General features: G+C 54.7%; 25 protein-coding genes and 1 other RNA gene. 16 read left to right on the top strand and 10 right to left on the bottom strand.

Annotation, left to right across the window (positions count from 1 at the left end; genetic code table 11):
* Positions 1–166: 166 nt before the first annotated feature.
* The 5 genes from lon (at position 167) to NR195_RS18075 (ending at position 6,117) form a co-directional block, all read left to right on the top strand.
* Positions 167–2,521 (top strand): endopeptidase La, encoded by a 2,355-nt coding sequence (lon, locus tag NR195_RS18095; RefSeq protein ID WP_010255415.1) that lies wholly within the window; start codon positions 167–169, stop codon positions 2,519–2,521.
* A gap of 214 nt (positions 2,522–2,735) precedes the next feature.
* Positions 2,736–3,008, top strand: a complete 273-nt coding sequence (hupB, locus tag NR195_RS18090; RefSeq protein ID WP_009091701.1) for a nucleoid-associated protein HU-beta — start codon at positions 2,736–2,738, stop codon at positions 3,006–3,008.
* A 247-nt stretch (positions 3,009–3,255) separates the two neighbouring features.
* Entirely contained in the window at positions 3,256–5,124 is a 1,869-nt protein-coding gene (ppiD, locus tag NR195_RS18085; protein ID WP_010255421.1) for a peptidylprolyl isomerase, read from the top strand.
* Positions 5,125–5,264: 140 nt separating this feature from the next.
* Positions 5,265–5,618, top strand: a complete 354-nt coding sequence (locus NR195_RS18080; RefSeq protein WP_010255849.1) for a helix-hairpin-helix domain-containing protein — start codon at positions 5,265–5,267, stop codon at positions 5,616–5,618.
* A gap of 100 nt (positions 5,619–5,718) precedes the next feature.
* Complete coding sequence (locus NR195_RS18075) at positions 5,719–6,117, top strand: YbgC/FadM family acyl-CoA thioesterase (RefSeq protein WP_010671209.1); 399 nt, start codon at positions 5,719–5,721, stop codon at positions 6,115–6,117.
* A gap of 50 nt (positions 6,118–6,167) precedes the next feature.
* Here the strand turns inward: NR195_RS18075 and queC are convergent, their stop codons facing one another.
* Entirely contained in the window at positions 6,168–6,863 is a 696-nt protein-coding gene (queC, locus tag NR195_RS18070) for a 7-cyano-7-deazaguanine synthase QueC (protein WP_256844791.1), read from the bottom strand.
* A gap of 41 nt (positions 6,864–6,904) precedes the next feature.
* Entirely contained in the window at positions 6,905–8,623 is a 1,719-nt protein-coding gene (locus tag NR195_RS18065; protein ID WP_256844790.1) for an SgrR family transcriptional regulator, read from the bottom strand.
* A gap of 92 nt (positions 8,624–8,715) precedes the next feature.
* Here NR195_RS18065 and cof point away from each other — a divergent pair, with 92 nt between their 5' ends.
* The gene (gene cof, locus NR195_RS18060) at positions 8,716–9,537 is read left to right on the top strand and encodes an HMP-PP phosphatase (protein ID WP_033779652.1); all 822 of its coding nucleotides are present in this window, start codon (positions 8,716–8,718) and stop codon (positions 9,535–9,537) included.
* A 34-nt stretch (positions 9,538–9,571) separates the two neighbouring features.
* On the opposite strand, the gene NR195_RS18055 is transcribed toward cof, so the two are convergent.
* Positions 9,572–10,606 carry a PLP-dependent cysteine synthase family protein gene (locus NR195_RS18055; protein WP_010255863.1) on the bottom strand — a complete coding sequence of 345 codons (1,035 nt, stop codon included), beginning with the start codon at positions 10,604–10,606 and terminating at the stop codon, positions 9,572–9,574.
* 117 nt (positions 10,607–10,723) lie between these two features.
* Here NR195_RS18055 and NR195_RS18050 point away from each other — a divergent pair, with 117 nt between their 5' ends.
* The 5 genes from NR195_RS18050 (at position 10,724) to amtB (ending at position 16,664) form a co-directional block, all read left to right on the top strand.
* Positions 10,724–11,185: an Lrp/AsnC family transcriptional regulator gene (locus tag NR195_RS18050; protein WP_256844789.1), complete on the top strand. Its 462-nt coding sequence runs from the start codon at positions 10,724–10,726 to the stop codon at positions 11,183–11,185.
* A gap of 24 nt (positions 11,186–11,209) precedes the next feature.
* Positions 11,210–12,979 (top strand): SmdA family multidrug ABC transporter permease/ATP-binding protein, encoded by a 1,770-nt coding sequence (locus tag NR195_RS18045; RefSeq protein WP_256844788.1) that lies wholly within the window; start codon positions 11,210–11,212, stop codon positions 12,977–12,979.
* Complete coding sequence (locus tag NR195_RS18040) at positions 12,972–14,747, top strand: SmdB family multidrug efflux ABC transporter permease/ATP-binding protein (protein WP_010671215.1); 1,776 nt, start codon at positions 12,972–12,974, stop codon at positions 14,745–14,747. Before NR195_RS18045 ends, NR195_RS18040 begins: the two co-directional genes overlap by 8 nt.
* Before the next feature lie 257 nt (positions 14,748–15,004).
* The gene (gene glnK, locus NR195_RS18035) at positions 15,005–15,343 is read left to right on the top strand and encodes a P-II family nitrogen regulator (RefSeq protein ID WP_003850469.1); all 339 of its coding nucleotides are present in this window, start codon (positions 15,005–15,007) and stop codon (positions 15,341–15,343) included.
* A 34-nt stretch (positions 15,344–15,377) separates the two neighbouring features.
* Positions 15,378–16,664, top strand: a complete 1,287-nt coding sequence (gene amtB / locus NR195_RS18030) for an ammonium transporter AmtB (protein ID WP_010255877.1) — start codon at positions 15,378–15,380, stop codon at positions 16,662–16,664.
* A gap of 50 nt (positions 16,665–16,714) precedes the next feature.
* Here amtB and tesB read toward each other — a convergent pair whose 3' ends face one another.
* The gene (tesB, locus tag NR195_RS18025; RefSeq protein ID WP_010255880.1) at positions 16,715–17,578 is read right to left on the bottom strand and encodes an acyl-CoA thioesterase II; all 864 of its coding nucleotides are present in this window, start codon (positions 17,576–17,578) and stop codon (positions 16,715–16,717) included.
* 190 nt (positions 17,579–17,768) lie between these two features.
* Here tesB and NR195_RS18020 point away from each other — a divergent pair, with 190 nt between their 5' ends.
* Positions 17,769–18,326 (top strand): YbaY family lipoprotein, encoded by a 558-nt coding sequence (locus NR195_RS18020; RefSeq protein ID WP_256844787.1) that lies wholly within the window; start codon positions 17,769–17,771, stop codon positions 18,324–18,326.
* Positions 18,327–18,365: 39 nt separating this feature from the next.
* Here NR195_RS18020 and NR195_RS18015 read toward each other — a convergent pair whose 3' ends face one another.
* Entirely contained in the window at positions 18,366–18,677 is a 312-nt protein-coding gene (locus NR195_RS18015) for an MGMT family protein (RefSeq protein ID WP_031293095.1), read from the bottom strand.
* 175 nt (positions 18,678–18,852) lie between these two features.
* On the opposite strand from NR195_RS18015, the gene ffs reads away from it, so the two are divergent.
* An RNA gene (gene ffs / locus NR195_RS18010) (signal recognition particle sRNA small type) lies at positions 18,853–18,949 on the top strand.
* A 134-nt stretch (positions 18,950–19,083) separates the two neighbouring features.
* Here ffs and NR195_RS18005 read toward each other — a convergent pair.
* The 3 genes from NR195_RS18005 to NR195_RS17995 all read right to left on the bottom strand — a co-directional run bounded on the left by NR195_RS18005 (position 19,084) and on the right by NR195_RS17995 (position 20,202).
* On the bottom strand, positions 19,084–19,299 hold the full coding sequence (locus NR195_RS18005; protein ID WP_003850458.1) for an HHA domain-containing protein: 216 nt from the start codon (positions 19,297–19,299) through the stop codon (positions 19,084–19,086).
* A gap of 24 nt (positions 19,300–19,323) precedes the next feature.
* Positions 19,324–19,701, bottom strand: coding sequence for an Hha toxicity modulator TomB (gene tomB / locus NR195_RS18000; protein ID WP_003850455.1), 378 nt, complete (start codon positions 19,699–19,701; stop codon positions 19,324–19,326).
* A gap of 147 nt (positions 19,702–19,848) precedes the next feature.
* Positions 19,849–20,202, bottom strand: coding sequence for a hypothetical protein (locus NR195_RS17995; RefSeq protein WP_031592173.1), 354 nt, complete (start codon positions 20,200–20,202; stop codon positions 19,849–19,851).
* 341 nt (positions 20,203–20,543) lie between these two features.
* Here NR195_RS17995 and NR195_RS17990 point away from each other — a divergent pair, with 341 nt between their 5' ends.
* Genes NR195_RS17990 through NR195_RS17980 form a run of 3 tightly spaced genes read left to right on the top strand, consistent with a single transcriptional unit; the run spans position 20,544 to position 22,942 of the window.
* Positions 20,544–21,212: a metal ABC transporter ATP-binding protein gene (locus NR195_RS17990; RefSeq protein WP_033772778.1), complete on the top strand. Its 669-nt coding sequence runs from the start codon at positions 20,544–20,546 to the stop codon at positions 21,210–21,212.
* Positions 21,209–22,048: a metal ABC transporter permease gene (locus NR195_RS17985; RefSeq protein ID WP_010255890.1), complete on the top strand. Its 840-nt coding sequence runs from the start codon at positions 21,209–21,211 to the stop codon at positions 22,046–22,048. Before NR195_RS17990 ends, NR195_RS17985 begins: the two co-directional genes overlap by 4 nt.
* 15 nt (positions 22,049–22,063) lie before the next feature.
* Positions 22,064–22,942: a metal ABC transporter substrate-binding protein gene (locus tag NR195_RS17980; RefSeq protein WP_033785427.1), complete on the top strand. Its 879-nt coding sequence runs from the start codon at positions 22,064–22,066 to the stop codon at positions 22,940–22,942.
* A 45-nt stretch (positions 22,943–22,987) separates the two neighbouring features.
* Here NR195_RS17980 and ykgO read toward each other — a convergent pair whose 3' ends face one another.
* Complete coding sequence (gene ykgO, locus NR195_RS17975; RefSeq protein ID WP_010255896.1) at positions 22,988–23,128, bottom strand: type B 50S ribosomal protein L36; 141 nt, start codon at positions 23,126–23,128, stop codon at positions 22,988–22,990.
* A gap of 11 nt (positions 23,129–23,139) precedes the next feature.
* Positions 23,140–23,394 carry a type B 50S ribosomal protein L31 gene (locus NR195_RS17970; RefSeq protein WP_010671219.1) on the bottom strand — a complete coding sequence of 85 codons (255 nt, stop codon included), beginning with the start codon at positions 23,392–23,394 and terminating at the stop codon, positions 23,140–23,142.
* Positions 23,395–23,399: the final 5 nt, after the last annotated feature.

The following is a 23,399-nucleotide window of genomic DNA, read 5'->3' as shown; positions in this document are numbered from 1 at the left end:
GTCGTAATAAAAAAGGGGAAAATGTTTCCCCTTTTGCTTTTCTCGCCTCTGTGACGTTGAATGTCGGACAATCATCCCCATATACTCAGATACCTGTGGGTTTAACTGCATACCTGCCTGATGCGGTTCCCATCACCTGGCGGACATTAAACAAAGAGAGAGCTCTATGAATCCTGAGCGTTCTGAACGCATTGAAATCCCCGTGTTGCCGCTGCGCGACGTGGTGGTTTATCCGCACATGGTAATTCCGTTGTTTGTTGGCCGGGAAAAATCAATTCGGTGCCTTGAAGCCGCAATGGATCATGATAAAAAAATCATGCTGGTCGCACAGAAAGAGGCTTCAACGGATGAACCTGGCATTAACGATCTCTTCTCAGTAGGGACCGTTGCATCAGTATTACAAATGCTGAAACTGCCGGATGGCACCGTCAAAGTCCTGGTCGAAGGTTTACAGCGCGCCCACATTACGACGCTGGCCGATAACGGTGACCATTTTGTGGCACAAGCTGAATATCTGGTTTCGCCAGAGATCGAAGAGCGCGAGCAGGAAGTGCTGGTGCGCACGGCGATCAATCAGTTTGAAGGCTACATCAAACTCAACAAAAAGATCCCACCCGAGGTTTTAACCTCGCTGAACAACATTGACGATGCGGCCCGCCTTGCCGACACCGTCGCAGCACATATGCCACTGAAGCTGGCAGACAAACAGTCTGTGCTGGAGATGTCCGACGTCAACGAACGTCTGGAATATCTGATGGCGATGATGGAATCTGAAATCGATCTGCTGCAGGTTGAGAAGCGCATTCGCAACCGTGTTAAGAAGCAGATGGAGAAGAGCCAGCGCGAGTACTATCTGAATGAGCAGATGAAGGCGATTCAGAAAGAGCTGGGCGAGATGGACGACGCGCCCGACGAGTACGAAGCGTTAAAACGCAAAATCGATGCGGCAAAAATGCCGGAAGAAGCGCGCGAGAAAGCGGAAGCTGAGCTGCAGAAGCTGAAGATGATGTCCCCGATGTCCGCTGAAGCAACCGTGGTTCGCGGCTATATCGACTGGATGGTGCAGGTTCCGTGGAACGCGCGCAGCAAAGTGAAGAAAGATCTGCGTAAAGCGCAGGAGACGCTGGATACCGACCATTACGGGCTGGAGCGCGTGAAGGATCGTATTCTTGAGTATCTTGCGGTTCAGAGTCGCGTCAGCAAAATCAAAGGGCCGATTTTGTGCCTGGTCGGACCGCCAGGGGTAGGTAAAACCTCTCTCGGTCAGTCGATCGCCAAAGCGACCGGACGCAAATATGTGCGTATGGCGCTGGGTGGCGTGCGTGATGAAGCTGAAATCCGCGGTCACCGTCGTACTTACATCGGCTCTATGCCGGGTAAATTAATCCAGAAAATGGCGAAAGTCGGGGTTAAAAACCCACTGTTCCTGCTGGATGAAATCGACAAAATGTCCTCTGACATGCGCGGCGATCCGGCTTCAGCGCTGCTGGAAGTGCTTGATCCTGAGCAGAACATTGCGTTCAACGACCACTATCTGGAAGTCGACTATGACCTTTCTGATGTGATGTTCGTTGCTACATCGAACTCAATGAACATCCCGGCACCGCTACTGGACCGTATGGAAGTGATTCGTCTGTCGGGTTACACCGAAGATGAAAAACTGAACATCGCTAAGCAGCATCTGCTGACCAAGCAGATTGAGCGCAACGCCCTGAAAGCCAATGAAATTACGGTTGAAGACAGCGCGATTGTGGGCATTATCCGTTACTACACCCGTGAAGCCGGTGTGCGTAGCCTTGAGCGTGAGCTGTCGAAACTGTGCCGTAAAGCGGTTAAATCGCTGCTGATGGACAAGACGAAAAAGCACATCACCATCAATGGCGAAAACCTCAAGGATTTCCTGGGCGTTCAGCGCTTCGACTACGGTCGTGCGGACAGCGAAAACCGTGTGGGTCAGGTAACGGGTCTGGCATGGACGGAAGTGGGTGGCGATCTGCTGACCATCGAAACCGCCTGCGTACCAGGTAAAGGCAAGCTGACTTACACCGGTTCTCTGGGTGAAGTGATGCAGGAGTCGATTCAGGCTGCGCTGACCGTGGTGCGTGCCCGTGCCGAGAAGCTGGGCATCAATGGTGACTTCTACGAAAAACGTGATATTCACGTTCACGTACCTGAAGGCGCTACGCCGAAAGATGGTCCAAGTGCCGGTATCGCCATGTGTACTGCGCTGGTCTCCTGTCTGACCGGTAACCCGGTGCGGGCGGATGTGGCGATGACCGGTGAGATCACCCTGCGTGGTCAGGTGCTGCCGATTGGCGGGCTGAAAGAGAAACTGCTGGCAGCGCACCGTGGTGGCATTAAAACCGTGCTGATCCCTGACGACAACAAGCGCGACCTGGAAGAGATTCCACAGAACGTGATTGCCGATCTGGAGATTCATCCGGTGAAACGCATTGAAGAGGTGCTGAATCTGGCACTGGAAAATGCGCCATACGGTATGCAGGTCGTAACAGCAAAATAGTGATTAACGGCAAAAACCGTTAAAAAGCGGAGCTGGCAAGGCAATTGGCGCTTGCCAGCTTTTTTTTGTGCCGTTAATTTAGGTGGCTGCCGACGCGACGTTCTCAGAGAAATTCCGTTGTTTCGGCTCCACAGGCTTGATATAACTTGCTGCGCGTTCGCACCCTGCCGGATGCAGGGTACGATGTGAAATAATAAAAGAGGGGATGAAGAGAGTGAATAAGTCACAATTGATCGACAAAATTGCTGCCGATGCTGATATTTCTAAAGCTGCAGCGGGACGTGTTTTAGATGCATTTATGGGCTCAGTTTCAGATGCGCTGAAAGACGGTGATGAAGTGGCTCTGGTAGGTTTCGGCACATTCTCTGTGCGTGACCGCGCTGCACGTACTGGCCGCAACCCGCAAACCGGTAAAGAGATCACCATCCCGGCCGGTAAAGTACCAGGCTTCCGTGCTGGTAAAGCATTGAAAGACGCTGTCAATTAATAACAACGAATAGATTCATTGACGCATTTTCTTCAGTGGATTAGAGGACGATTAACCCGTTCTCATGTAACATACGGGCACATCAATCAGATGTGCCTTTTTTGTTTTAACCGGTGAGAATCGGGCCGTAAGATGGACCTGGACCGGATTGAGACTGCCAGCTAAGCCAGCAGTTGCGTGAGTCGCCAGCCAATGGCGAATTGCGACCGAGCTTTACATTCACACTACAGCGGAGTGTTGCCATACCATGATGGACAATTTACGCGCGGCGTCGAACCATGTCGTGCTCAAGATTATTTTGGGGCTGATTATCCTCTCCTTTGTGCTGACGGGCGTTGGCAACTATCTGATTGGCGGCAATAACGACTATGCGGCCAAAGTTAACGGCCAGGAGATTAGCCGGGGACAGCTGGAGCAGGCGTTCAACAGCGAGCGCAGTCGTCAGCAGCAGATGCTGGGCGATCAGTTCTCACAGCTGGCCAGCAACGATGGCTACATGCAGCAGATTCGCCAGCAGGCGCTGTCGCAGCTAATCGATCAGGCGCTGCTTGATAGCTACATCAAAGATCTCCACCTCAGCATCAGCGACGATCAGGTGAAGCAGGCGATCTTCAATCAGCAGGCTTTTCAGACCAACGGTAAATTCGACAATGCCAAATATCTGAGTCTGATCAGCAATATGGGCTTCAGCGCCGACCAGTATGCCGAAGCGCTGCGTAAGCAGCTCTCCAATCAACAGCTAATCAATGCCGTGGCTAACACCGACTTCACGCTGAAAGGCGAAGCCAGCAAACTGGTGGACCTGGTTTCACAGCAGCGTGAGATTCGTCAGGCGACGCTGGACGTCAATGCACTGGCGGCGAAGCAGGCCGTTACTGACGACGAAATCAGTCAGTATTATCAGCAGCATAAAACCAGCTTTATGGCACCAGAGCAGTTCCGTGTCAGCTACCTCCTGATGGATGCGGCCAGCATGCAGCAGGATGCCAGCGAGGCCGATATTCAGGCCTGGTACGACCAGCATAAAGCGGACTATTCGCAGCCACAGCGTACGCGCTACAGCGTCATTCAGACCAAAACTGAAGCCGATGCCAATGCGGTCCTGGCGCAGCTGAAAGCGGGTGCCAGCTTCGCTGACGTGGCAAAAGCCAAATCCATTGACCCGATCTCGGCGCGTAAGGGCGGCGATATGGGCTGGCTGGAACCCTCTACGACGCCGGATGAGCTGAAAAATGCCGGTCTGACTGAGAAAGGCCAGATGTCAGGCGTGATCAAATCTTCAGTGGGCTTCCTGGTGGTTCGTCTTGACGATATTCAGCCAGAGCAGGTTAAGCCACTGGATGAAGTGCGCAGCGCCATTGCAGCGAAAGTGAAGCAGGAGAAGGGCGTTGATGCCTTCTACAAAGTGCAACAGAAAGTCAGCGAAGCGGCCAGCAATGACAATGAGTCACTGGCGGGTGCAGAGCAGGCTTCTGGTCTGAAAGCGAAAGAGACTGGCTGGTTCAGTCAGGATACGCTGCCAGATGAGCTTAACTTTGATGCGGTGAAGCAGGCGATCTTTAATGGCGGTCTGGTCGGGCAAAACGGCGCGCCGGGCAACAACTCCGATATCATCACTGTCGATGGCGACCGTGCCTTTGTGCTGCGTATCAGTGAGCATAAACCGGAAGCGGTAAAACCGCTTGAGCAGGTTAAGGCGCAGATCACTGACACGCTTAAGCATGATAAAGCGACGCAGCAGGCGAAAGCTCAGGCCGATAAGCTGCTGGCCGATCTCAAAGCCGGTAAGCAGGATGCGCTGACTGCCGCAGGTCTGACGCTGAGCGCCAGCAAGACCGTTGATCGCAATGCGCAGGATCCGGTGGCACAGACTGCCTTTAACCTGCCTCAGCCTGCGGAAAATAAACCTTCCTGGGGTGTCAGCGAAGATATGCAGGGCAATGTGGTACTGGTGGCGGTTGATAAAGTTAAAACCGGCAGCATGCCGCAGGCGCAGATTGACGAAATGGTCAAAGGCGTTACGCAGAATAATGCGCAGCTGGCGTTTGAAGCGTTACTGCAAAACCTGCGTAAAGAGGCCAAAATTAAGTACGGCGCTGCCGCACAAATGCAGTAAGCCTCGCAGAAACTGCGCAACGACTGTAACAATCAAAGGCCGCATTCGCGGCCTTTTCCATTTCTGAAATCCCGCTTTTGAGCCTTGCGTGCAGTAGTGCCACTCTGTCGCTGCTGTTTACACACAAGGAGAAACACAGCATGGCTAAACCTAAACTCGTTGCCTTTTATCTTTCACTCGCGCTGGGCGGCGCACTCTGTCACAGCAGCGTCTCTGCGGCACCTGAACCTGTCAGCGCAGCCGTCACGCAGAGCTCACATCCTGCGTCGAAGCCGGAAGCCGCCGCGCAGCCACAGCAGGAGCAGGTCAGCATCAATGAAGCAACAGCCGAACAGCTCTCTGCCGTTATGAATGGGGTGGGGCTGAAAAAGGCGCAGGCAATTGTGAGCTATCGCGAACAGTACGGACCGTTTAGCGCAATTCAGCAACTCAGTGAAGTGCCGGGCATCGGCAATGCGTTGATAGAGCGAAATGCGGCCCGGCTGAAATTGTGAAGCAGTACACATCTGTGATGCTTAACCCACGATAGACAGGCGACTCTGCTAAAGTGAACAGGTCCAACCAGTTAATTCACAGCAGCAGGAGAGCATGATCATGCAGACCACCATAAAAGTGCGCGGCTATCATCTGGATGTCTATCAGCACGTCAATAATGCGCGCTATCTTGAGTTTCTGGAGGAGGCGCGCTGGGAATGGCTGGAAGAGGTGGAAGCATTCCACTGGTTGCAGGAACAGAAACTGGCTTTTGTGGTGGTAAACATCAACATCAACTACCGTCGCCCGGCCGTGCTGGGCGACGTACTGACTATCGACAGTGAGATCACGCAGTTGAATGGCAAAAGCGGCATTATTGCGCAGCGGGTTTTGCTGGCAGGGCAGGAGACCGTGGTGGCGGATGCCGCACTCACTTTTGTCTGTATTGATTTGCGGACTCAGAAGGCGGTTGCGCTGGAAGGGGAGTTGCGTGAGCGACTGATGCGTCTGATGGCATGAGTCGATAAAAAGGCGGCAACCCGGATTCTCTGCCGCCACCTCAGACACTCTTAGTTAAGACCGCTTTTTGCTTTCATTGCCGCCATTACGCCAGCACGATCGTTGAGATAACCCTGCAGGCCATTGGCCCGTAAATGACAGGCTGCACACTCACCACATCCATCACCTTTCACGCCGTTATAGCAGGTCAGCGTCTGCTCGCGTACCAGCGCAAGCTGCTGCCAGTAATCCGCCAGCGCCCAGGTTTCCGCTTTATTGAGCCACATCAGCGGCGTCTCAAAACGAACATCGCGCGCCGTGCCAAGCGACACCGCATGGTTCAGCGCTTTGACAAACTCATCGCGACAATCGGGATAGCCGGAGAAATCGGTCTCACAGACGCCAGTGATCACCGCTTCCGCTTCGACCTGATAAGCGTAAACCGAGGCCAGCGTCAGAAAGAGAATATTGCGTCCCGGCACAAACGTACTGGGTAATCCACTGGCCTCGGGATTATAAGCCGGCACCGGAATGTTATCCCGCGTCAGGCTGCTGACGGCGAGTTCGTTCAGCATGGTGACATCCAGCACTTTATGCGCGCGCGCGCCCAATTTAATCGCCAGGTCGCGGGCCACATCGATCTCTTCCCGATGGCGTTGTCCATAGTCGAAAGTGACGCAATGAACGTCATCATATTGTTCTAAGGCCTGAATCAGGCAGGTAGTGGAGTCTTGTCCACCGCTGAAAACTACAACAGCGCGTTTCATGGTGTTTTCCTGATAATTAATTTTGCGCTTATGGTAATGCCTCAGTCCGCCGCTGAACAGCTGCATGGCAGATCAATGGGCGGCGGGATCCATGCGCGGCTGAAATCGAACCAGCCCAGCGTATTCAGTTCAATCCCTTCAACGCCCGGCGGCGCGTAAATTTGATAGCGATAATTGAACAGTGGCAGCAGGATGCCGCCCGTCATCAGCTGATGATAAAGCTGATGCAGCGAGCGGGCACGGGTTTCGTCGTCAGCAATTTGCTGGATAGCCAGCAGTTGCGCCTGAATCTCTTCGCCCTGCAGTGTGGGCCACAGCGGCCGCCATAGCGGGTCAGTCTGCAACCAGCTGGCCAGCGTAAAGACCGGCGCATCACCAATCAGTCTGTCGCCCATCACGATATCTGCCTCATCAAGCGGGTCGATGCCGTGCCAGTTTTTTACCGGATGAAAAACTACCTTCAGGGTGCAGCCGTGCTGTTTTAACAGTGCAACCAGCGCCTGTGACATCTGGTGTAGCTCAACCGGCAACTGATAATGCAGCGTCAGGGTAGACGGTAAGGGAACCCTGACAGCATCAATCAGCGGCACACTCCAGCCAGGTAATAGCTCTTTACTGGGAGTGATGAGTCCCTCATCCAGAGGCAACCGGCTGACAATGCCGCTTTGCTGGATCAGCTGGAAAAGCGTGCGCGCCTGATCAGCGGTAAATCCGGCTCGCGGTCGGCAGACCAGATAACAGAAGCCGAGGCTGATACTGCTGCTGACCGGTTGCAGCGTCCTGAGCTCTGTGGCATCGCCTATCGCAATCTGCACCGGATGACGACAGCTGCTGCCGAGAGCGGGATCAAACAGCTGAGGGGTAATCCAGTACTCTACTGCCTGCAGCAGAGGGCGCTGCAGATGCCAGCGCGCGTGACTTTCAATCCTGACCAGCTCGGTGCTGAAGTGCCTGAGTTTCCACGGCCCGCTGCCCGTGGCGAGATCGATGGGATGGGGCAGCAGGCACAACAAGTGGGCGAGCCGATGGGGCAGCCAGAAATCAGGGCGTCGCAGTACGAAACGCACCGCAAGCGGATGGGGCGCATCCACGCTGACCACATCGGCCAGTAACATACTGACGCGCCTATCCCGCAACAGCTGGTGGAACTGCGCCACCAGTTGTGCGGCCTGCACAGGTTCGTCGTTGTGCCACATCAGCTGAGGCCGTAACCAGAATAACCAGCCAGATGACGCCTCGTCATGTTGCCAGTGATGCGCCAGATCGCCGACCGGCTCATCCTGCTCAAAGCGAGTCAGACCGGAATAGATCTGGCGAGCCAGGTGCTGCTCGGCCCGACCGGTAATCTGGCGCGGCTCTGTGCTCTCCATCGGACGATAGTAGGGGATGCGCAGAACCGGCGTATCGTTCTGCCACTGTCCACCCATTAATGGCCGCAGCATATTGATCAGCCTTTCCGGCGGCAGATCCAGCAGCTGCAAGGCCTCAGCGGCGTCTCCGGCGTCGAGCTGTTGTTGCAGCAACTGCTGCCGTAATTGTTCAGGTGAGCGCAGAAACACTATCTGTCCCTGTTTGCCACGGCCAGGCTCGCCGCGCCAGCTGAGCCAGCATGCATGCTGCCACTGTGACAGCAACGTGCGCAGATGACGCTCGCTGCAGATACAGTGGCGGGCCATCTCCGCCACGCAGGTTTGCTGTGGGGCGCCCTGACTCTGCTGCCACAGACGCTGGAACTGATTAAGACGGTTAAGCTGGCGCATGTTAAACCCGGAACAGTTTTTTAAAAGTATTCACTATTAGTTCCGCAATTAACAGGCAATAGTGGAGTTCATCTTTCAGCAGGAGGTAAATCATGGTGCGTTTAGCCGCGTTCGATATGGATGGCACATTATTGCTGCCGGATCATCAGCTGGGTCAGCAGACGCTGGATAGCCTGCAGGCGTTGCATCTGCGTGGCGTTAATCTGGCGCTGGCGACGGGCCGCCATCTGCTGGAGATGCAGATCTTACGGGAAAAAATGACACTGCCCGCGTGGCTGATTACCGGTAATGGTACCCGTGTACACGACAGGCAGGGCAATCTGATCTTTGCGCGTGATCTGCCCTCTTCGGTCGCCGAAGAGGTGATCCACCGCCGCTGGGATACGCACGCCACCCTGCATGTTTTCAACGATCAGGGGTGGTTTACCGATCATCCACAGCCTGAACTGCTGGTGGCCCATCAGATCAGCGGATTTGGCTATCAGCTGTGCGATCTTAAAAGGTTGCCCGCGCATCAGGTGACAAAAATCTGCTTTATCGATCAGCATCAGCGCCTCTGTCAGCTAAAAACAGAGCTGGATGCCGCACTGGGCGAGCAGGCTAACATCTGCTTCTCTGCTGTGGATTGTCTGGAGGTGTTACCCGCCAGCTGCAATAAAGGCAGCGCGCTGGCACTGTTATGTGACCATCTGTCGCTGACCATGGCGGAGTGTATGGCGTTTGGTGACGCGATGAACGATCGCGAGATGCTGGCGCAGGCCGGACAGGGTTTCATCATGGGCAATGCGATGGCGCAGCTGAAAGCCGCGCTACCGCATCTGCCGGTATTAGGGCATTGCGAGACACAGGCGGTGTCTCACTATTTAAATCACTGGCTGGCAACACCCGACCTCGCGTATTCCCCCGAATGCTGAGGATTGCCGTGAACCGGACAGGATGTCCGGTTTTTTATTCCAGCTCGCGCTGCCATGGCGTGATATCGCCAATATGTTTTGCCACCCACTCAGGCTGATAGTAGCTATCGGGATAACGTTCGCCGCTGTCGCACAGCAGTGTCACCAGCGCTCCCTGCTGATTCGCTGCCCGTAGGCGTTTTGCCACCTGCATCATGCCCCAGAAATTGGTGCCGGTAGAGGCGCCAGGCTTGCGTCCCAGAATCTTTTCCAGTTTCAGCATGGCGGCCAGCGTTGCACCATCCGGCACTTTGATCATTTCGTCGATCACGTCAGGCATAAACGACGGCTCCACTCGCGGACGGCCAATTCCTTCGATCATGCTGCCGCGCGCGCTGGTCAGGGTAGCATCACGCTGCTGCCAGTAATCAAAAAACACCGAATGCTGCGGATCAACCACCAGCAGTTTGGTTTCCAGTCCCTGATAACGGATATAGCGGCCCAGCGTGGCTGAAGTGCCGCCCGTGCCCGCACTCATGATTATCGTATGGGGAATCGGATAAGGTTCATGCTCCATCTGACGGAAAATGCTCTCTGCAATATTGTTATTGCCGCGCCAGTCGGTGGCACGTTCAGCATAGGTAAACTGATCCATAAAATGGCCATTGAGCTCCCGCGCCAGCCGTTCAGATTCAGCATAGAGCTGGCAGGGATCTTCAACAAAATGGCACTGTCCGCCATAAAAGGTGATCTGCTCAATTTTACGCTTCGCCGTGCTCGCCGGCATCACCGCAATAAAGGGCAGACCCAGCAGCCTTGCGAAGTACGCCTCAGAAACGGCAGTGCTGCCTGACGAGGCTTCGATAATCGGCGTATCCTGTTTAATCCAGCCGTTGGAGAGGCCGTAGAGGAACAGGGATCGTGCCAGCCGGTGTTTAAGACTGCCACTGGGATGGGTACTTTCATCTTTCAGATAGAACCAGATACCGGGAAAGTCCGCCAGATCGAAACGGATCAAATGGGTCTCAGCCGATCGTTGAAAATCAGCGTTAATTTCGTTGATAGCGTGGCGAATCCAGCAGGTGTGCATCTCAGGCGTCCGGTAAAAAAGTGATGCGGCTATTTTATGGCACGTGCAGGAAAAAGAGATTGCACAATTACCGCTAAAATGGCGGTAATGGAGAAAATGATTCTCCCGGAGCCGCGAATGTTAGATAAAACTGACCTTAAATTGCTCTCACTGCTGCAGCATGACTGCACGATGTCGCTGCAGGCGCTGGCGGATGCCGTCAACCTCACCACCACACCCTGCTGGAAGCGCCTGAAAAAGCTTGAAGATGATGGCATTATTCGCGCACGGGTGGCGTTGCTGGATGGAGATAAAATCGGACTGTCACTGACGGCGTTTATGTTTGTTAAAACGCAGCAGCACAGCCGCGACTGGTATCAGGCATTTGTCTCGGTGGTGAGCAGCATGCCGGAGGTAATGGCCTTTTACCGTATGGCAGGCGAGTATGATTACCTGCTGCGCATTCAGGTGGCCGACATGAAAAGCTATGATGCTTTCTACAAGCGAGTAGTGAATGGGGTGCCCGGCCTGATTGATGTGACATCCAGCTTCGCCATGGAAGAGATTAAATACACCACGGCTTTACCTGTCGCCCTCTGAGGGCCTGAGATTGAGAGCAGCGTTGTGCGATTATTCAGTCAATTAAGTTGGTATTTTCTGCGGGAGTGGCGGCGCTATCTGGGCGCGGTCCTCCTGCTGATTGTTATTGCTATTCTGCAGCTGCTGCCACCGCATGTGGTCGGGGTGATTGTCGATGGCGTGACGCGTGACAACATGAGCACCAGCCGCATCATGGTGTGGATTGGGATCATGCTGGCAACGGCAGTGGTGGTCTATCTGCTGCGCTATGTCTGGCGCGTGCTGCTGTTTGGTGCCTCCTACCAGCTGGCGGTTGAGCTGCGCGAAGATTTCTATCGCCAGCTGAGTCGTCAGCAACCGGCATTTTATCTGCGTCACCGCACCGGCGACCTGATTGCGCGCGCCACCAACGACGTGGATCGGGTGGTGTTTGCTGCCGGGGAAGGAGTACTGACGCTGGTCGACTCGCTGGTCATGGGCTGCGTGGTGCTGCTGGTAATGAGCACGCAGATCAGCTGGCAGCTGACGCTGCTTGCGCTGGTGCCGATGCCCATTATGGCCATCGTGATCCATCGCTACGGTAATCAACTGCACCATCGCTTTAAGCTGGCACAGGCCGCCTTCTCCAGTCTTAACGATCAGACGCAGGAGAGCCTGACCAGCATCCGGATGATTAAATCCTTTGGCCTTGAACAGCATCAGTCGCAGCAATTTTCCGATATCGCCCGCGATACCGGTGAAAAAAACCTGCGCGTGGCGCGGGTCGATGCCCGTTTCGATCCCACTATCTATATCGCTATCGGCTTCTCAAACCTGCTGGCGATTGGTGGCGGCAGCTGGCTGGTCTGGCATGGAGAGATGACGCTGGGGCAGCTCACCAGCTTTGTGATGTATCTCGGCCTGATGATCTGGCCGATGCTGGCGCTGGCGTGGATGTTTAATATTGTTGAACGCGGCAGCGCCGCCTGGAGCCGCATCGGCGCGCTGCTGGCGGAAGCGCCAGCGGTGGAAGATGGCGATAAGTCACTGCCATCTGAACCGGGCACGCTGCAGGTCGCGATTCGTGCCTTTAACTATCCGGCCAGCGTGGGTCCGGTCTTAAGCGATGTCAGCTTCCAGCTGAAACCCGGCGAGATGCTGGGGCTGTGCGGGCCAACCGGCAGTGGCAAAAGTACGCTGCTTAGCCTGATTCAGCGCCACTTTGATATTCAGCAGGGCGACATCCGTTATCACCAGATCCCGCTGCCGCAGTTGCGGCTGGACAGCTGGCGCAGCCGTCTGGCCGTGGTGAGCCAGACACCGTTCCTGTTCTCAGACAGCGTGGCGAACAATATTGCGCTGGGGAAACCGGGCGCAACCCAGCAGGAGATTGAGCATGCCGCCACGCTGGCCTGCGTTCATGACGATATCCTGCGTTTGCCGCAGGGCTATGAAACGGAAGTCGGGGAGCGCGGTGTGATGCTGTCGGGTGGGCAGAAGCAGCGTCTTTCGATTGCCCGGGCGCTGCTGCTGAATGCGGAAATCCTGATTCTGGACGACGCGCTTTCTGCGGTGGATGGCCGTACCGAACACGAAATCCTGCATAACCTGCGCATCTGGGGGCAGGGACGCACGCTGATTATCAGCGCGCACCGCTTATCGGCACTGACGGAAGCCAGTGAAATCCTGGTCCTGCAGCAGGGCAGAGTGGCGCAGCGGGGCGACCACGATGCGCTGACCGGCAGTGCTGGCTGGTATCGGGACATGTACCGTTACCAGCAACTGGAAGCGGCGCTGGATGATGATGAAAATGAGAAAGGAGTGCCGCATGGCTAAGTCTGCACGCTTGTGGCCTACCCTGAAGCGTCTGCTGAGCTACGGTAAGCCGTGGCGCAAATCCCTGTCGCTGGCGGTAGGGATGCTGTGGATCGCTGCCGCGGCGGAAGTGACCGGACCGGTGCTGGTCAGCTACTTTATCGATAACCTGGTGGCGAAACATCAGATGCCCTGGGGAGTGGTCGCAGGACTGGTGGTCAGTTTTATCCTGCTTCAGCTGCTGGCCGCCGGGCTGCACTACTGGCAGGCGCTGTTGTTTAACCGAGCCGCTATCGGTGTGGTACAGCGGTTACGCAGTGACGTGATGAATGCCGCACTCTGTCAGCCGCTGAGTGCCTTTGATACCCAGCCGGTCGGGCAGATTATTTCACGCGTGACTAACGACACCGAAGTGATCCGCGATCTCTACGTCACGGTGGTTTCAACCGTGTTGCGCAGTGCCGCACTGGTCGGCGCCATGATGGTGGCGATGTTTAGCCTTGACTGGCGCATGGCGCTGGTGGCGATGATGATCTTTCCGCTGGTACTGGTAGTGATGTTCATCTATCAGCGTTACAGCACGCCCATTGCCCGTCGGGTTCGCAGCTATCTGGCAGACATCAATAATGGCTTTAACGAAGTGATCAGCGGTATGAGCGTGATCCAGCAGTTTCGTCAGCAGGCGCGATTTGGTGAGCGAATGGGCGAAGCGAGCCGCTCTCACTATCTGGCGCGAATGGAAACGCTGCGTCTGGATGGTTTTCTGCTGCGTCCGCTGTTGAGCCTGTTTTCAGCGATGGTGTTGTGTGGGCTGCTGATCCTGTTTAGTTTCTCGATGCCTGGCGTGTTTGAAGTGGGGGTACTCTATGCCTTTATTACCTATCTGGGGCGTCTGAATGAGCCGCTGATTGAGCTGACCACTCAGCAATCGATGCTGCAGCAGGCGGTAGTTTCAGGTGAGCGTATTTTCGAACTGATGGATGCTGCACAGCAGCAGTATGGTGCCGATCAGCAACCGCTGGCTTCAGGTCGTATCACCCTGAACAATCTGAGCTTTGCCTACCGTGAAAACCGCGATGTGCTCAGTGATATCAATCTTGAGGTTGCCCCACGCGAGTTTGTGGCGTTGGTGGGACATACCGGCAGCGGTAAAAGCACGCTGGCGAACCTGTTAATGGGTTACTACCCGGTAACGCGTGGCGAGATCCGCATTGATGATCGACCCATTAGTGACCTGAGCCATGCCGTGCTGCGGCGCGGTATCGCGATGGTGCAACAGGATCCGGTGGTGCTGGCCGATACGCTGCTGGCGAATGTGCGGCTGGGACGTGACATCAGCGAAGAGGCCGTCTGGACGGTGCTGGAACAGGTGCAGCTGGCTCCGCTGGCGCATGCGTTGCCGGAGGGAATACATACCCGGCTGGGCGAGCAGGGTAATAATCTGTCGGTCGGGCAGAAACAGCTGCTGGCACTGGCCCGGGTGCTGGTTGATCTGCCGCAGATACTGATCCTCGACGAAGCGACGGCCAATATTGATTCCGGCACCGAGCAGGCCATTCAGCAGACGCTTGAGACGCTACGCCAGCACAGCACGCTGGTGGTGATTGCTCACCGCCTCTCAACGATTATTGAAGCAGACAAGATTCTGGTGCTGCATCGTGGTCGTGTGGTTGAGCAGGGTACGCATCAGCAACTGCTGGCGATGCAGGGACGTTACTGGCAGATGTATCAGCTGCAGCAGGCAGGTGAAGATCTGGTATCGGGCGTCGCTGTAACAACTGAAGGCTGAGTTGCACCTTTTTTGCGCACCTTTATCAGATTAATCTGTATAAATGCACTCCTTTGACGCCTGAAGCACCAAAGGAGTGCAGCCCTCCGCTGCAATTACCCCTGTACGGCCTCTCTGTTTCCCATCCTCTTTAAAGCATCCCTTGTCGCGTCTCGCCTGAACAACGGATTACCGTCATTTTCACACTCTGGCACAGGCTTTGCTTATATCCCTGCGTGTCCGTAAACGTTACCTATTTACTCGCTGGAGGGGATCCAATGAAGCTGGTTACCGTCGTAATTAAGCCATTCAAGCTGGAGGATGTACGTGAAGCTTTATCCTCTATCGGCATTCAGGGACTGACCGTCTCCGAAGTGAAAGGTTTTGGCCGTCAGAAGGGCCATGCAGAGCTTTATCGTGGCGCAGAGTACAGCGTGAACTTCCTGCCTAAGGTCAAAATTGATATCGCTATTGCCGACGATCAGTTAGACGAAGTGGTGGATGTCATCAGTAAAGCAGCTTACACCGGCAAAATTGGCGACGGTAAAATTTTCGTGGCTGAACTGCAGCGCGTCATCCGTATTCGTACCGGCGAGACCGACGAAGCCGCTCTGTAATAAAGACTCAGTACTGTGATGGGATGGAATAAAAATGAATAAAATTTTCGCTAAGTTGGGCCTCACCAGCCTGGCACTGTTACCCTCACTCGCAATGGCTGCGCCTGCCGTTGCGGACAAGGCTGATAACGCATTTATGATGATTTGCACCGCGCTGGTGCTGTTTATGTCAATTCCAGGTATCGCGCTGTTTTATGGTGGTTTGATTCGCGGTAAAAACGTGCTGTCGATGCTGACTCAGGTTGCCGTCACCTTCTCACTGGTCTGCGTATTGTGGATGGTTTACGGCTATTCACTGGCGTTCAGTGAAGGCAACGCCTTCTTTGGCAGCTTTAACTGGGTGATGCTGAAAAACATTCAGCTGACCGCCGTCATGGGCAGTTTCTATCAATATATTCATGTCGCGTTCCAGGCCTCGTTTGCCTGTATCACGGTGGGCCTGATTGTCGGTGCTATCGCAGAACGCATCCGTTTCTCTGCCGTACTGATTTTTGTCGGCGTCTGGCTGACCCTGGCTTACCTGCCTATTGCGCACATGGTGTGGGCTGGCGGTTTCCTGGCACAGGATGGCGCGCTGGACTTTGCTGGCGGCACCGTGGTGCATATTAACGCCGCTGTCGCCGGTCTGGTGGGCGCTTATCTGGTGGGCAAACGTGCCGGCTTTGGTAAAGAGGCCTTCAAACCACACAACCTGCCAATGGTATTCACCGGCACCGCCATTCTGTATGTCGGCTGGTTCGGTTTCAACGCCGGTTCTGCTTCTGCAGCAAACGAAATCGCGGCGCTGGCCTTCCTGAACACCGTTGTCGCCACAGCGGGCGCCGTGTTGTCATGGACCTTTGGCGAGTGGGCGGTACGTGGTAAGCCTTCGCTGCTGGGTGCCTGTTCAGGCTTTATTGCCGGGCTGGTAGCGATTACGCCTGCCTGTGGTTATGTCGGCGTCGGCGGTGCATTAATTATCGGCCTGGTCGGCGGACTGGCGGGACTGTGGGGCGTGACCACTCTGAAAAAATGGCTGCGCGTGGATGATCCCTGCGATGTGTTCGGCGTGCATGGCGTGTGCGGCATTGTCGGCTGTATCCTGACTGGCGTGTTTGCCTCCTCTTCACTGGGCGGCGTAGGCTATGCAGAGGGTGTCACCATGGGCCATCAGGTCTGGGTACAGCTCTTCAGCGTGGGCCTGACTATCGTCTGGTCGGGCGTTGTCGCCTTCATCGGCTTCAAGCTGGCTGATTTGATTGTCGGTCTGCGCGTTCCGGAAGAGCATGAGCGTGAAGGTCTGGATGTAAACAGCCACGGCGAGAATGCTTACAACCAGTAATGGATGGGCAGTGAAAAGATCAACCGGGGGCGAGTAATCGCCCCCTTTTTTTATTCGCTGCGCTGACGCATCACTCCTTCCTGAACCGTTGAGGCCACCAGCACGCCCTGCTGATTGTAGAACTCGCCCCGGACAAAACCCCGTGCGCCTGACGCCGAAGTACTGACTACGCTATAGAGCAGCCATTCACTGAAGTCGAACGGGCGGTGGAACCACATTGAGTGGTCGATAGTGGCGACCTGCATGTCCGGCTCTAAAAAGCCTTTGCCGTGCGGCTGGAGCGCGACCGGCAGGAAATTGAGATCGGAAGCATAGCCGAGCAGATACTGATGGATACGTAAGTCGTCGGGCAGTGGGCCGGTGGCGCGGATCCAGACCTGGCGTTCAGGCTTATCCACATGGCCCCGGAGAGGATTGTGAATCTGTACCGGGCGGATCTCCAGCGGACGCTCGGCAATGAATTTTTCACGTAGCTTTTCTGGCAGCAGATGCGCCATTTTCTGCGCCATCGCCTGTTCAGTTAACAGATTCTCCGGCCCCGCCACCTGTGGCATCGGATTCTGATGTTCAAAGCCGCTTTCCGGTGACTGGAACGAGGCGGTCATATAAAAAATCGGCTGCCCATTCTGAATGGCACTGACCCGCCGGGCACTGAAACTTTTGCCATCACGCAACGTTTCAACATCGTAAATAATCGCTTTCTGACTATCGCCGGGCCGCAAAAAATAGCTGTGAAAAGAGTGAATAATGCGATCTTCCGCCACGGTTTGCTTTGCGGCATACAGCGCCTGACCCACCACCTGACCGCCAAACACCTGACGAAGGCCAATATCTTCGCTCTGGCCGCGATATAAACCCTCTTCCAGTTTTTCCAGATTTAATAAATTCAGCAGATTTTGCAGTGCCTGACTCATGGCGCGTTCCTCAATATAGTGACCTGCTCAGTGTGAAAGATCGGACCAGTTGACGTCAATCAGACTTTCTCCATTGTCGGTGCCAGGCAAAATTTCATTTTTGTGCCAACATTAAGGACATACGGCGAGTGAAGCGCTGTAAGCAGGATTCGCTGCCGACAATCATTTTGATCAAATGGAGACGACATCAATGAAACTCAGGCATGTGTTCAGTGGAGTAGTTATGGCGGTTGCTGTTGTAGGATGCGCCGACAAGAGTAAACCCGTGCCAACGCCAACTCTGGGTTCTGCGGTTGCAGGACAGACGGCGGCGATTGCGCAGCCCAACGTAAGTGGTTCAGTCTTTATCCGCCAGCGCATTGCGCTGCCGCCGGATGCGGTATTAACCGTGACGCTCTCTGATGCGTCCGTCGCCGATGCACCCTCAAAAGTGCTGTCGCAGCGCGTGGTGCGAACCGAAGGCAAACAGGCACCGTTCCAGTTCGTGCTGCCGTTTAACCCAGACGACATCAAGCCTGATGCACGCATTCTGTTAAGTGCAGCCATCTCAATCGACGGTAAGCTGGCCTTTATCACTGAAGGCGTGAAGCCAGTGATTAACCAGGGTGGCACCAAAGCAGAGCTGCTGCTGGTACCGGTACCGTCTATGGCGATGCCAACCCAGCCGGGCGCAGCGACCACCGTTCCTTCGACCTCACCGACTCAGGTGACGCCGTCTGCTGCGGTTCCTGCTCCAACCCGTCTGTAAACTCATTTCGGGGCGACATTGTCGCCCTTTTTACCCTGTCTAAAATCGCCAGCGATAAGTCTCGAGATCGAGCTGTCCGTCATCACTCACCTCTATGCCTTCCGCCTCCAGTGCATCCCGCTGCCGCAACAGACGGTCACCCTGAAGAGAAATTGTGCCGTGTCGGTTTACGACGCGATGCCAGGGAAGGGTAGTTCCCTCGGGTAAGCGACTCAGCACGCCACCAACCTGACGCGCCGCGCGCGGAGAACCGGCCAGTAGCGCCACATCGCCATAGGTGGTGACGCGGCCAGCCGGAATAGCGGCAACAATTTGCCAGATGCGTTGCTGGAAAGTGTCTGGCTGATTCATGTACTTATTTCATCAGGAAAAAGGGTTTTAACTTTAGCACGGGGAAAAGGCGGAGAAAGCGTAAAAGCGGTGGTTGTTCAAGAAAACAACGGTTGTCCCGACTACGCTTGCAATTGCCACCTCCTTCCCAGATAATGCCCCCGCTCTCGTAAAGAGGGCTTGTCAATGGGGGCCCTGTTGGTTCTCCCGCAATGCTAGCTTGTGAACTCGGTCAGATCCGGAAGGAAGCAGCCGTAGCAGGTGACGCGTGTGCCGGGATGTAGCTGGCAGGGCCCCCACCACTTTCTCCCTTCGATATTCTCCCCCTAAGCTGCAGACAGGCAAAACCCGCCTGGGCCGATCCTTTGCCGGCAGGCAGGATTATCCGGTACTTTATTGGGGTAAAACTGAGCCGTAAGCGATCAGGTTAACGGACAAATTTCCATACTGAACCCGGGACTTTATCGTAGAGCTTGTTCATCGTCAGTTCCGCCAGGCGATGGTCAGCTGCTGAGTAAAATACCGCTAATTCATCTTCCGGTAATTCATACTTATTTTTTTCAATCACCCTTTCCAGGGTATCAAGAGAGCGGCAGCGCCGCAGTCGCATCAAATAATCGGTTTTAGTCAGGGTTTTGTTCATAAATAAACCGTTCTCATGTCTTTACTATAATGAATGGCTCGGTTGCTGGAGAAAAGCGCACTCTTCAGTGAACAGATTAAATAAGCGTTTTGCTGAACGTTGCCACCGCTGAAGATCCGGACTATTGACACCATAATTGCTGAATAGCATAAAAGTATCATCAAGATATTCATCGATTTGCGAAATCAGCGCTTCATCTTCAACGTGCTTAATTTTGTAATTCATGGTGAAAGAGGCGATATGCTCAATCAAATCGTTAAGCTGTAGATTGCTTTCAGAAGTGGGATCATTAACCCAGCCATGATGACTGTCGGTTAATGTTGCCATGCTGTCGTCAAACAGACTCTCACAAAGGTATTTAAGCTGGGCAATATCATGCCGTTTCGGTGAGTATTCGTCCATCTTTTTCCCCTCCATAGCTAGCACAGTTGCCGCAGGGCGGCGAGAGAAGATCACGCGGCCAGGAAGCGATTATTCGGGCAGTTATTAAACGGGATACCTTAAAGATAGTGTAAAACCATTAGTTCTGCTCACCTCCATTACTAAATATTACAATTCATCGCCAGGGGAGGGTTGCTCATTGTCGATCACATCAAACTCAAGTGCACCGGGCTTAATGTGAAAGTTTACCTGTTCTGACTGCGTCACGGTTTCATTTAGATCCAGGCAGGGACTAAATAAATTCCAGTCAAAATCGTAAAGTAATTTAAAACTATTCAGATCCTGGTATTCAACCGAAATGATTTTTAAACTGCCTGGAACTAACCGGGCATTATGTGAGTACCAGCGTAAATCCCCTACCAGCAAATCGGTTATTTTGAGAATATTCCGCTGAACAATCTCTGCTATTTTTGCGCAGTCCGATTCACCCGCGGCAATATCACATTCAATGCGTGACAGCATATCTGTTCCACTTATAACCGTTAATAAACCTATCATTGGTTTTCTGCAACTGGTTTGCAAGTCAGTTGAGCACAAAACTCTCAGTTTCTGAGATTTGCCAGACGCAGCCGCAGGCCTTACCGCCAGCGCGGGTCTGCCAGTGCGTGCAGGTGGTATTTATCTTTTGATACACAATCCCACATTCAACAGAGAGCAACATCAGGTATCTTTACTGTTATGTTATAACATTATGGTGAAGTAATGCGTCAGAGTGGACTACTTATGTCACTGAGCGGGCGGCTGGGAGTAGCACTGCTATTTATCACGCTGCTTGCTGTGGCAATAAAATGGGGGATCAGCGCATGATCCTGTTTAACGCGCTTCGCGCGGGCTACCAGGGACAGGTTGTGACCCCGGCTATTACCGGCCAGCTCGCAGCCGGCTCGATGACCGCGCTGGTCGGCGCGAACGGTAGCGGCAAATCAACCCTGTTAAAAACCATTGCTGGCTTACTGCCACCGATAGCCGGGCGCTGTGAGCTGCAGGTTGCACGCCGGGATATCGGCTGGTTGCCGCAGCGCACCGAACTTGAGACCCGCTTTCCCCTGACGGTATTTGAACTGGTCTCTATTGGCTGCTGGCCACGCTGCGGCTGGTTCGGCGGCATTAACCGGATACTGCGTCGGGAGATCTGGCAGGCGCTGGAAGCGGTTCAGATGAGTGATTATGCGGATGCGCAGCCCGCGACGTTATCCGGTGGACAACTGCAGCGGGTATTGTTTGCGCGGCTGATGCTGCAGCGCAGCCAGCTCTGGCTTCTGGATGAGCCTTTTAACGGCATTGACAGCCAGACGGTGACGCTACTGATGTCGATCCTTGAGCAGCAACAGCAGGCCGGAACAACCCTGCTGGTGGTGCTGCACGATCGTCCGCTGGTGGCGCGCTACTTCAGTAACGTGATGTCGATGGATGAACGTGAGGTTAACTGCACCTGCCTGCCTGCTTCCTCTCTGCGGAGTCGTGCGCCGTGACTCTTATTCAACCCTTTATTGAGTTTGGTTTTATGCGACGCGCGCTGGTGGCCTGTCTGGCGCTGGCCGTCAGCGCCACGCCGCTCGGGGTATTCCTCTCCCTGCGACGTATGAGCCTGATTGGCGATGCCTTATCACACGCGGTGCTGCCCGGTGCCGCCATTGGCTATCTGATCTCCGGATTGTCACTGGTCGCGATGGGTGTCGGCGGCCTGATCGCCGGTTTAGCCGTGGCGCTGCTCTCTGGCGCGGTCAGTCGCTACACGCCGCTGAAAGAGGATGCCAGTTTCGCCGGGTTCTATCTGGGTTCACTGGCGCTGGGCGTCACGCTGGTTTCATTACGCGGCTCAAGTGTGGATCTGCTGCACGTTCTGTTTGGCTCGCTGCTGGCGGTAGACAACGCAGCGCTGTTGCTGGTGGGCGGCATCGCTGCCTTTACGCTGATTCTGCTGGCGGTGATCTATCGTCCGCTGGTCATCGATGCATTTGACGGCGACTTCCTGCGTGCGCAGGGAAAATGGAGCGCGCCGCTGGTGCATGGTCTGTTTTTAATGCTGGTGGTGCTGAATCTGGTGGCGGGTTTTCAGGTGCTGGGCACCCTGATGTCAGTGGGTTTAATGATGTTGCCCGCCGCCAGCGCCCGCTTCTGGAGTCGCCATCTCGCCGCGATGCTGGTTATCGCCATTTTCATGGCAATGATTTCGGCGCTGGCCGGGCTGATGCTCTCCTGGCACTTCTCATTGCCGGCGGGTCCCGCTGTAGTGCTGAGCGCCGCCATGCTGTTTTTTTTCTCCATTCTTACAGGGCCGTGCGGCGGAATTTTACGCCGCCATTAATCTTAAGGGGTATCTATGAAAAAATTACCGGTTAGCCTGGCGCTCGCTGCGCTGTTTGCCACGCCTCTGGCGATGGCCAAAACGGTGGATGTCGTGGCCAGCTTTACCGTGCTGGCTGACATCGTTAAGCAGGTCGGCGGCGAGCATGTAAAGGTTAAAAGCCTGGTGGGGCCGAATGGCGATCCTCATACTTTTGAACCGACACCGCAGGACAGTCAGGCGCTGGCGAAGGCCGATCTGGTGTTTGTCAGCGGACTGGGACTGGAAGGGTGGATGGATCGGCTGGTCAGCGCCTCAGGGTATCGCGGTCAGCCCGTTGTCGCTTCAACCGGTGTCACCACCCGCAGCATGGAGGAGGAGGGTAAAACCGTTACCGATCCTCACGCCTGGAACAGCATGCAGAACGGCGTTATCTACGCGACCAACGTGATGAATGCGCTGGTCAAAGCCGATCCTGAAGATGCTCCGGCCATTCGTCAGCGTGGACAGAATTACATTCAGCAACTGCAGGCGCTGGATCGCTGGGCAAAAACCGCCTTTGACGCTGTGCCAGCCGATAAGCGTAAAGTGCTGACCAGTCACGATGCGTTTGGTTATTTTGGACAGCGATATGGCGTGACTTTCCTGGCGCCGGTAGGGTTCTCTACTGAGGCGGAAGCGAGTGCCAGCAACGTGGGTAATTTAATCACTCAGCTGAAGCAGCAGCACATCAACCGCTATTTCATTGAGAACCAGACCGACCCGCGTCTGGTAAAACAGATTGCCAGCGCCACCGGGGCAGAGCCGGGTGGTGAGCTCTATCCGGAAGCGTTATCCACGGCCTCTGGCCCGGCAGCCACCTATCAGGCGGCTTTTAAACACAACGTGAATGCGATGCTGAAGAGCATGCACTAAGCATAAAAAAGGCCGGGCAAGCCCGGCCAGTCATCACGACACAAACTAGCGTTTTTTCTTTCTTCCCTGTACTGCTTTAAACCGCGGGTTCGATTTACAGATCACGTAAATACGGCCTTTGCGGCGGACCACTTTACAATCCCGATGGCGATTTTTTGCTGAACGCAGCGAGCTTAATACCTGCATGATCCTCTCCTCTATTTCTTTCCAAGAAAGCGCCCGAAACGCTGGTTAAAGCGCGCGGTGCTGCCCTCTTTGGCAAAATCTTTCTGTTTACCGGTGTAGAACACATGTGAGGCAGACGACACATCCAGGGTGACGTAGGGCAGCGTTTCGCCTTCGAACTCCACGGTGCGATCGGTTTTGATGGTTGATCCGATTTTGAACCAGACATCAGCCGATGTGTCATGGAAAACCACGTGACGATAGTGAGGATGAATATTCGCTTTCATAATGC

This window comes from Pantoea sp. Ft-CA_14 (assembly GCF_024520875.1).
Classification (GTDB): Bacteria; Pseudomonadota; Gammaproteobacteria; order Enterobacterales; family Enterobacteriaceae; genus Pantoea; species Pantoea agglomerans.
The sequence above is the reverse complement of the archived record's forward strand: the minus strand, read 5'-3'. Positions and strand labels throughout refer to the sequence as shown.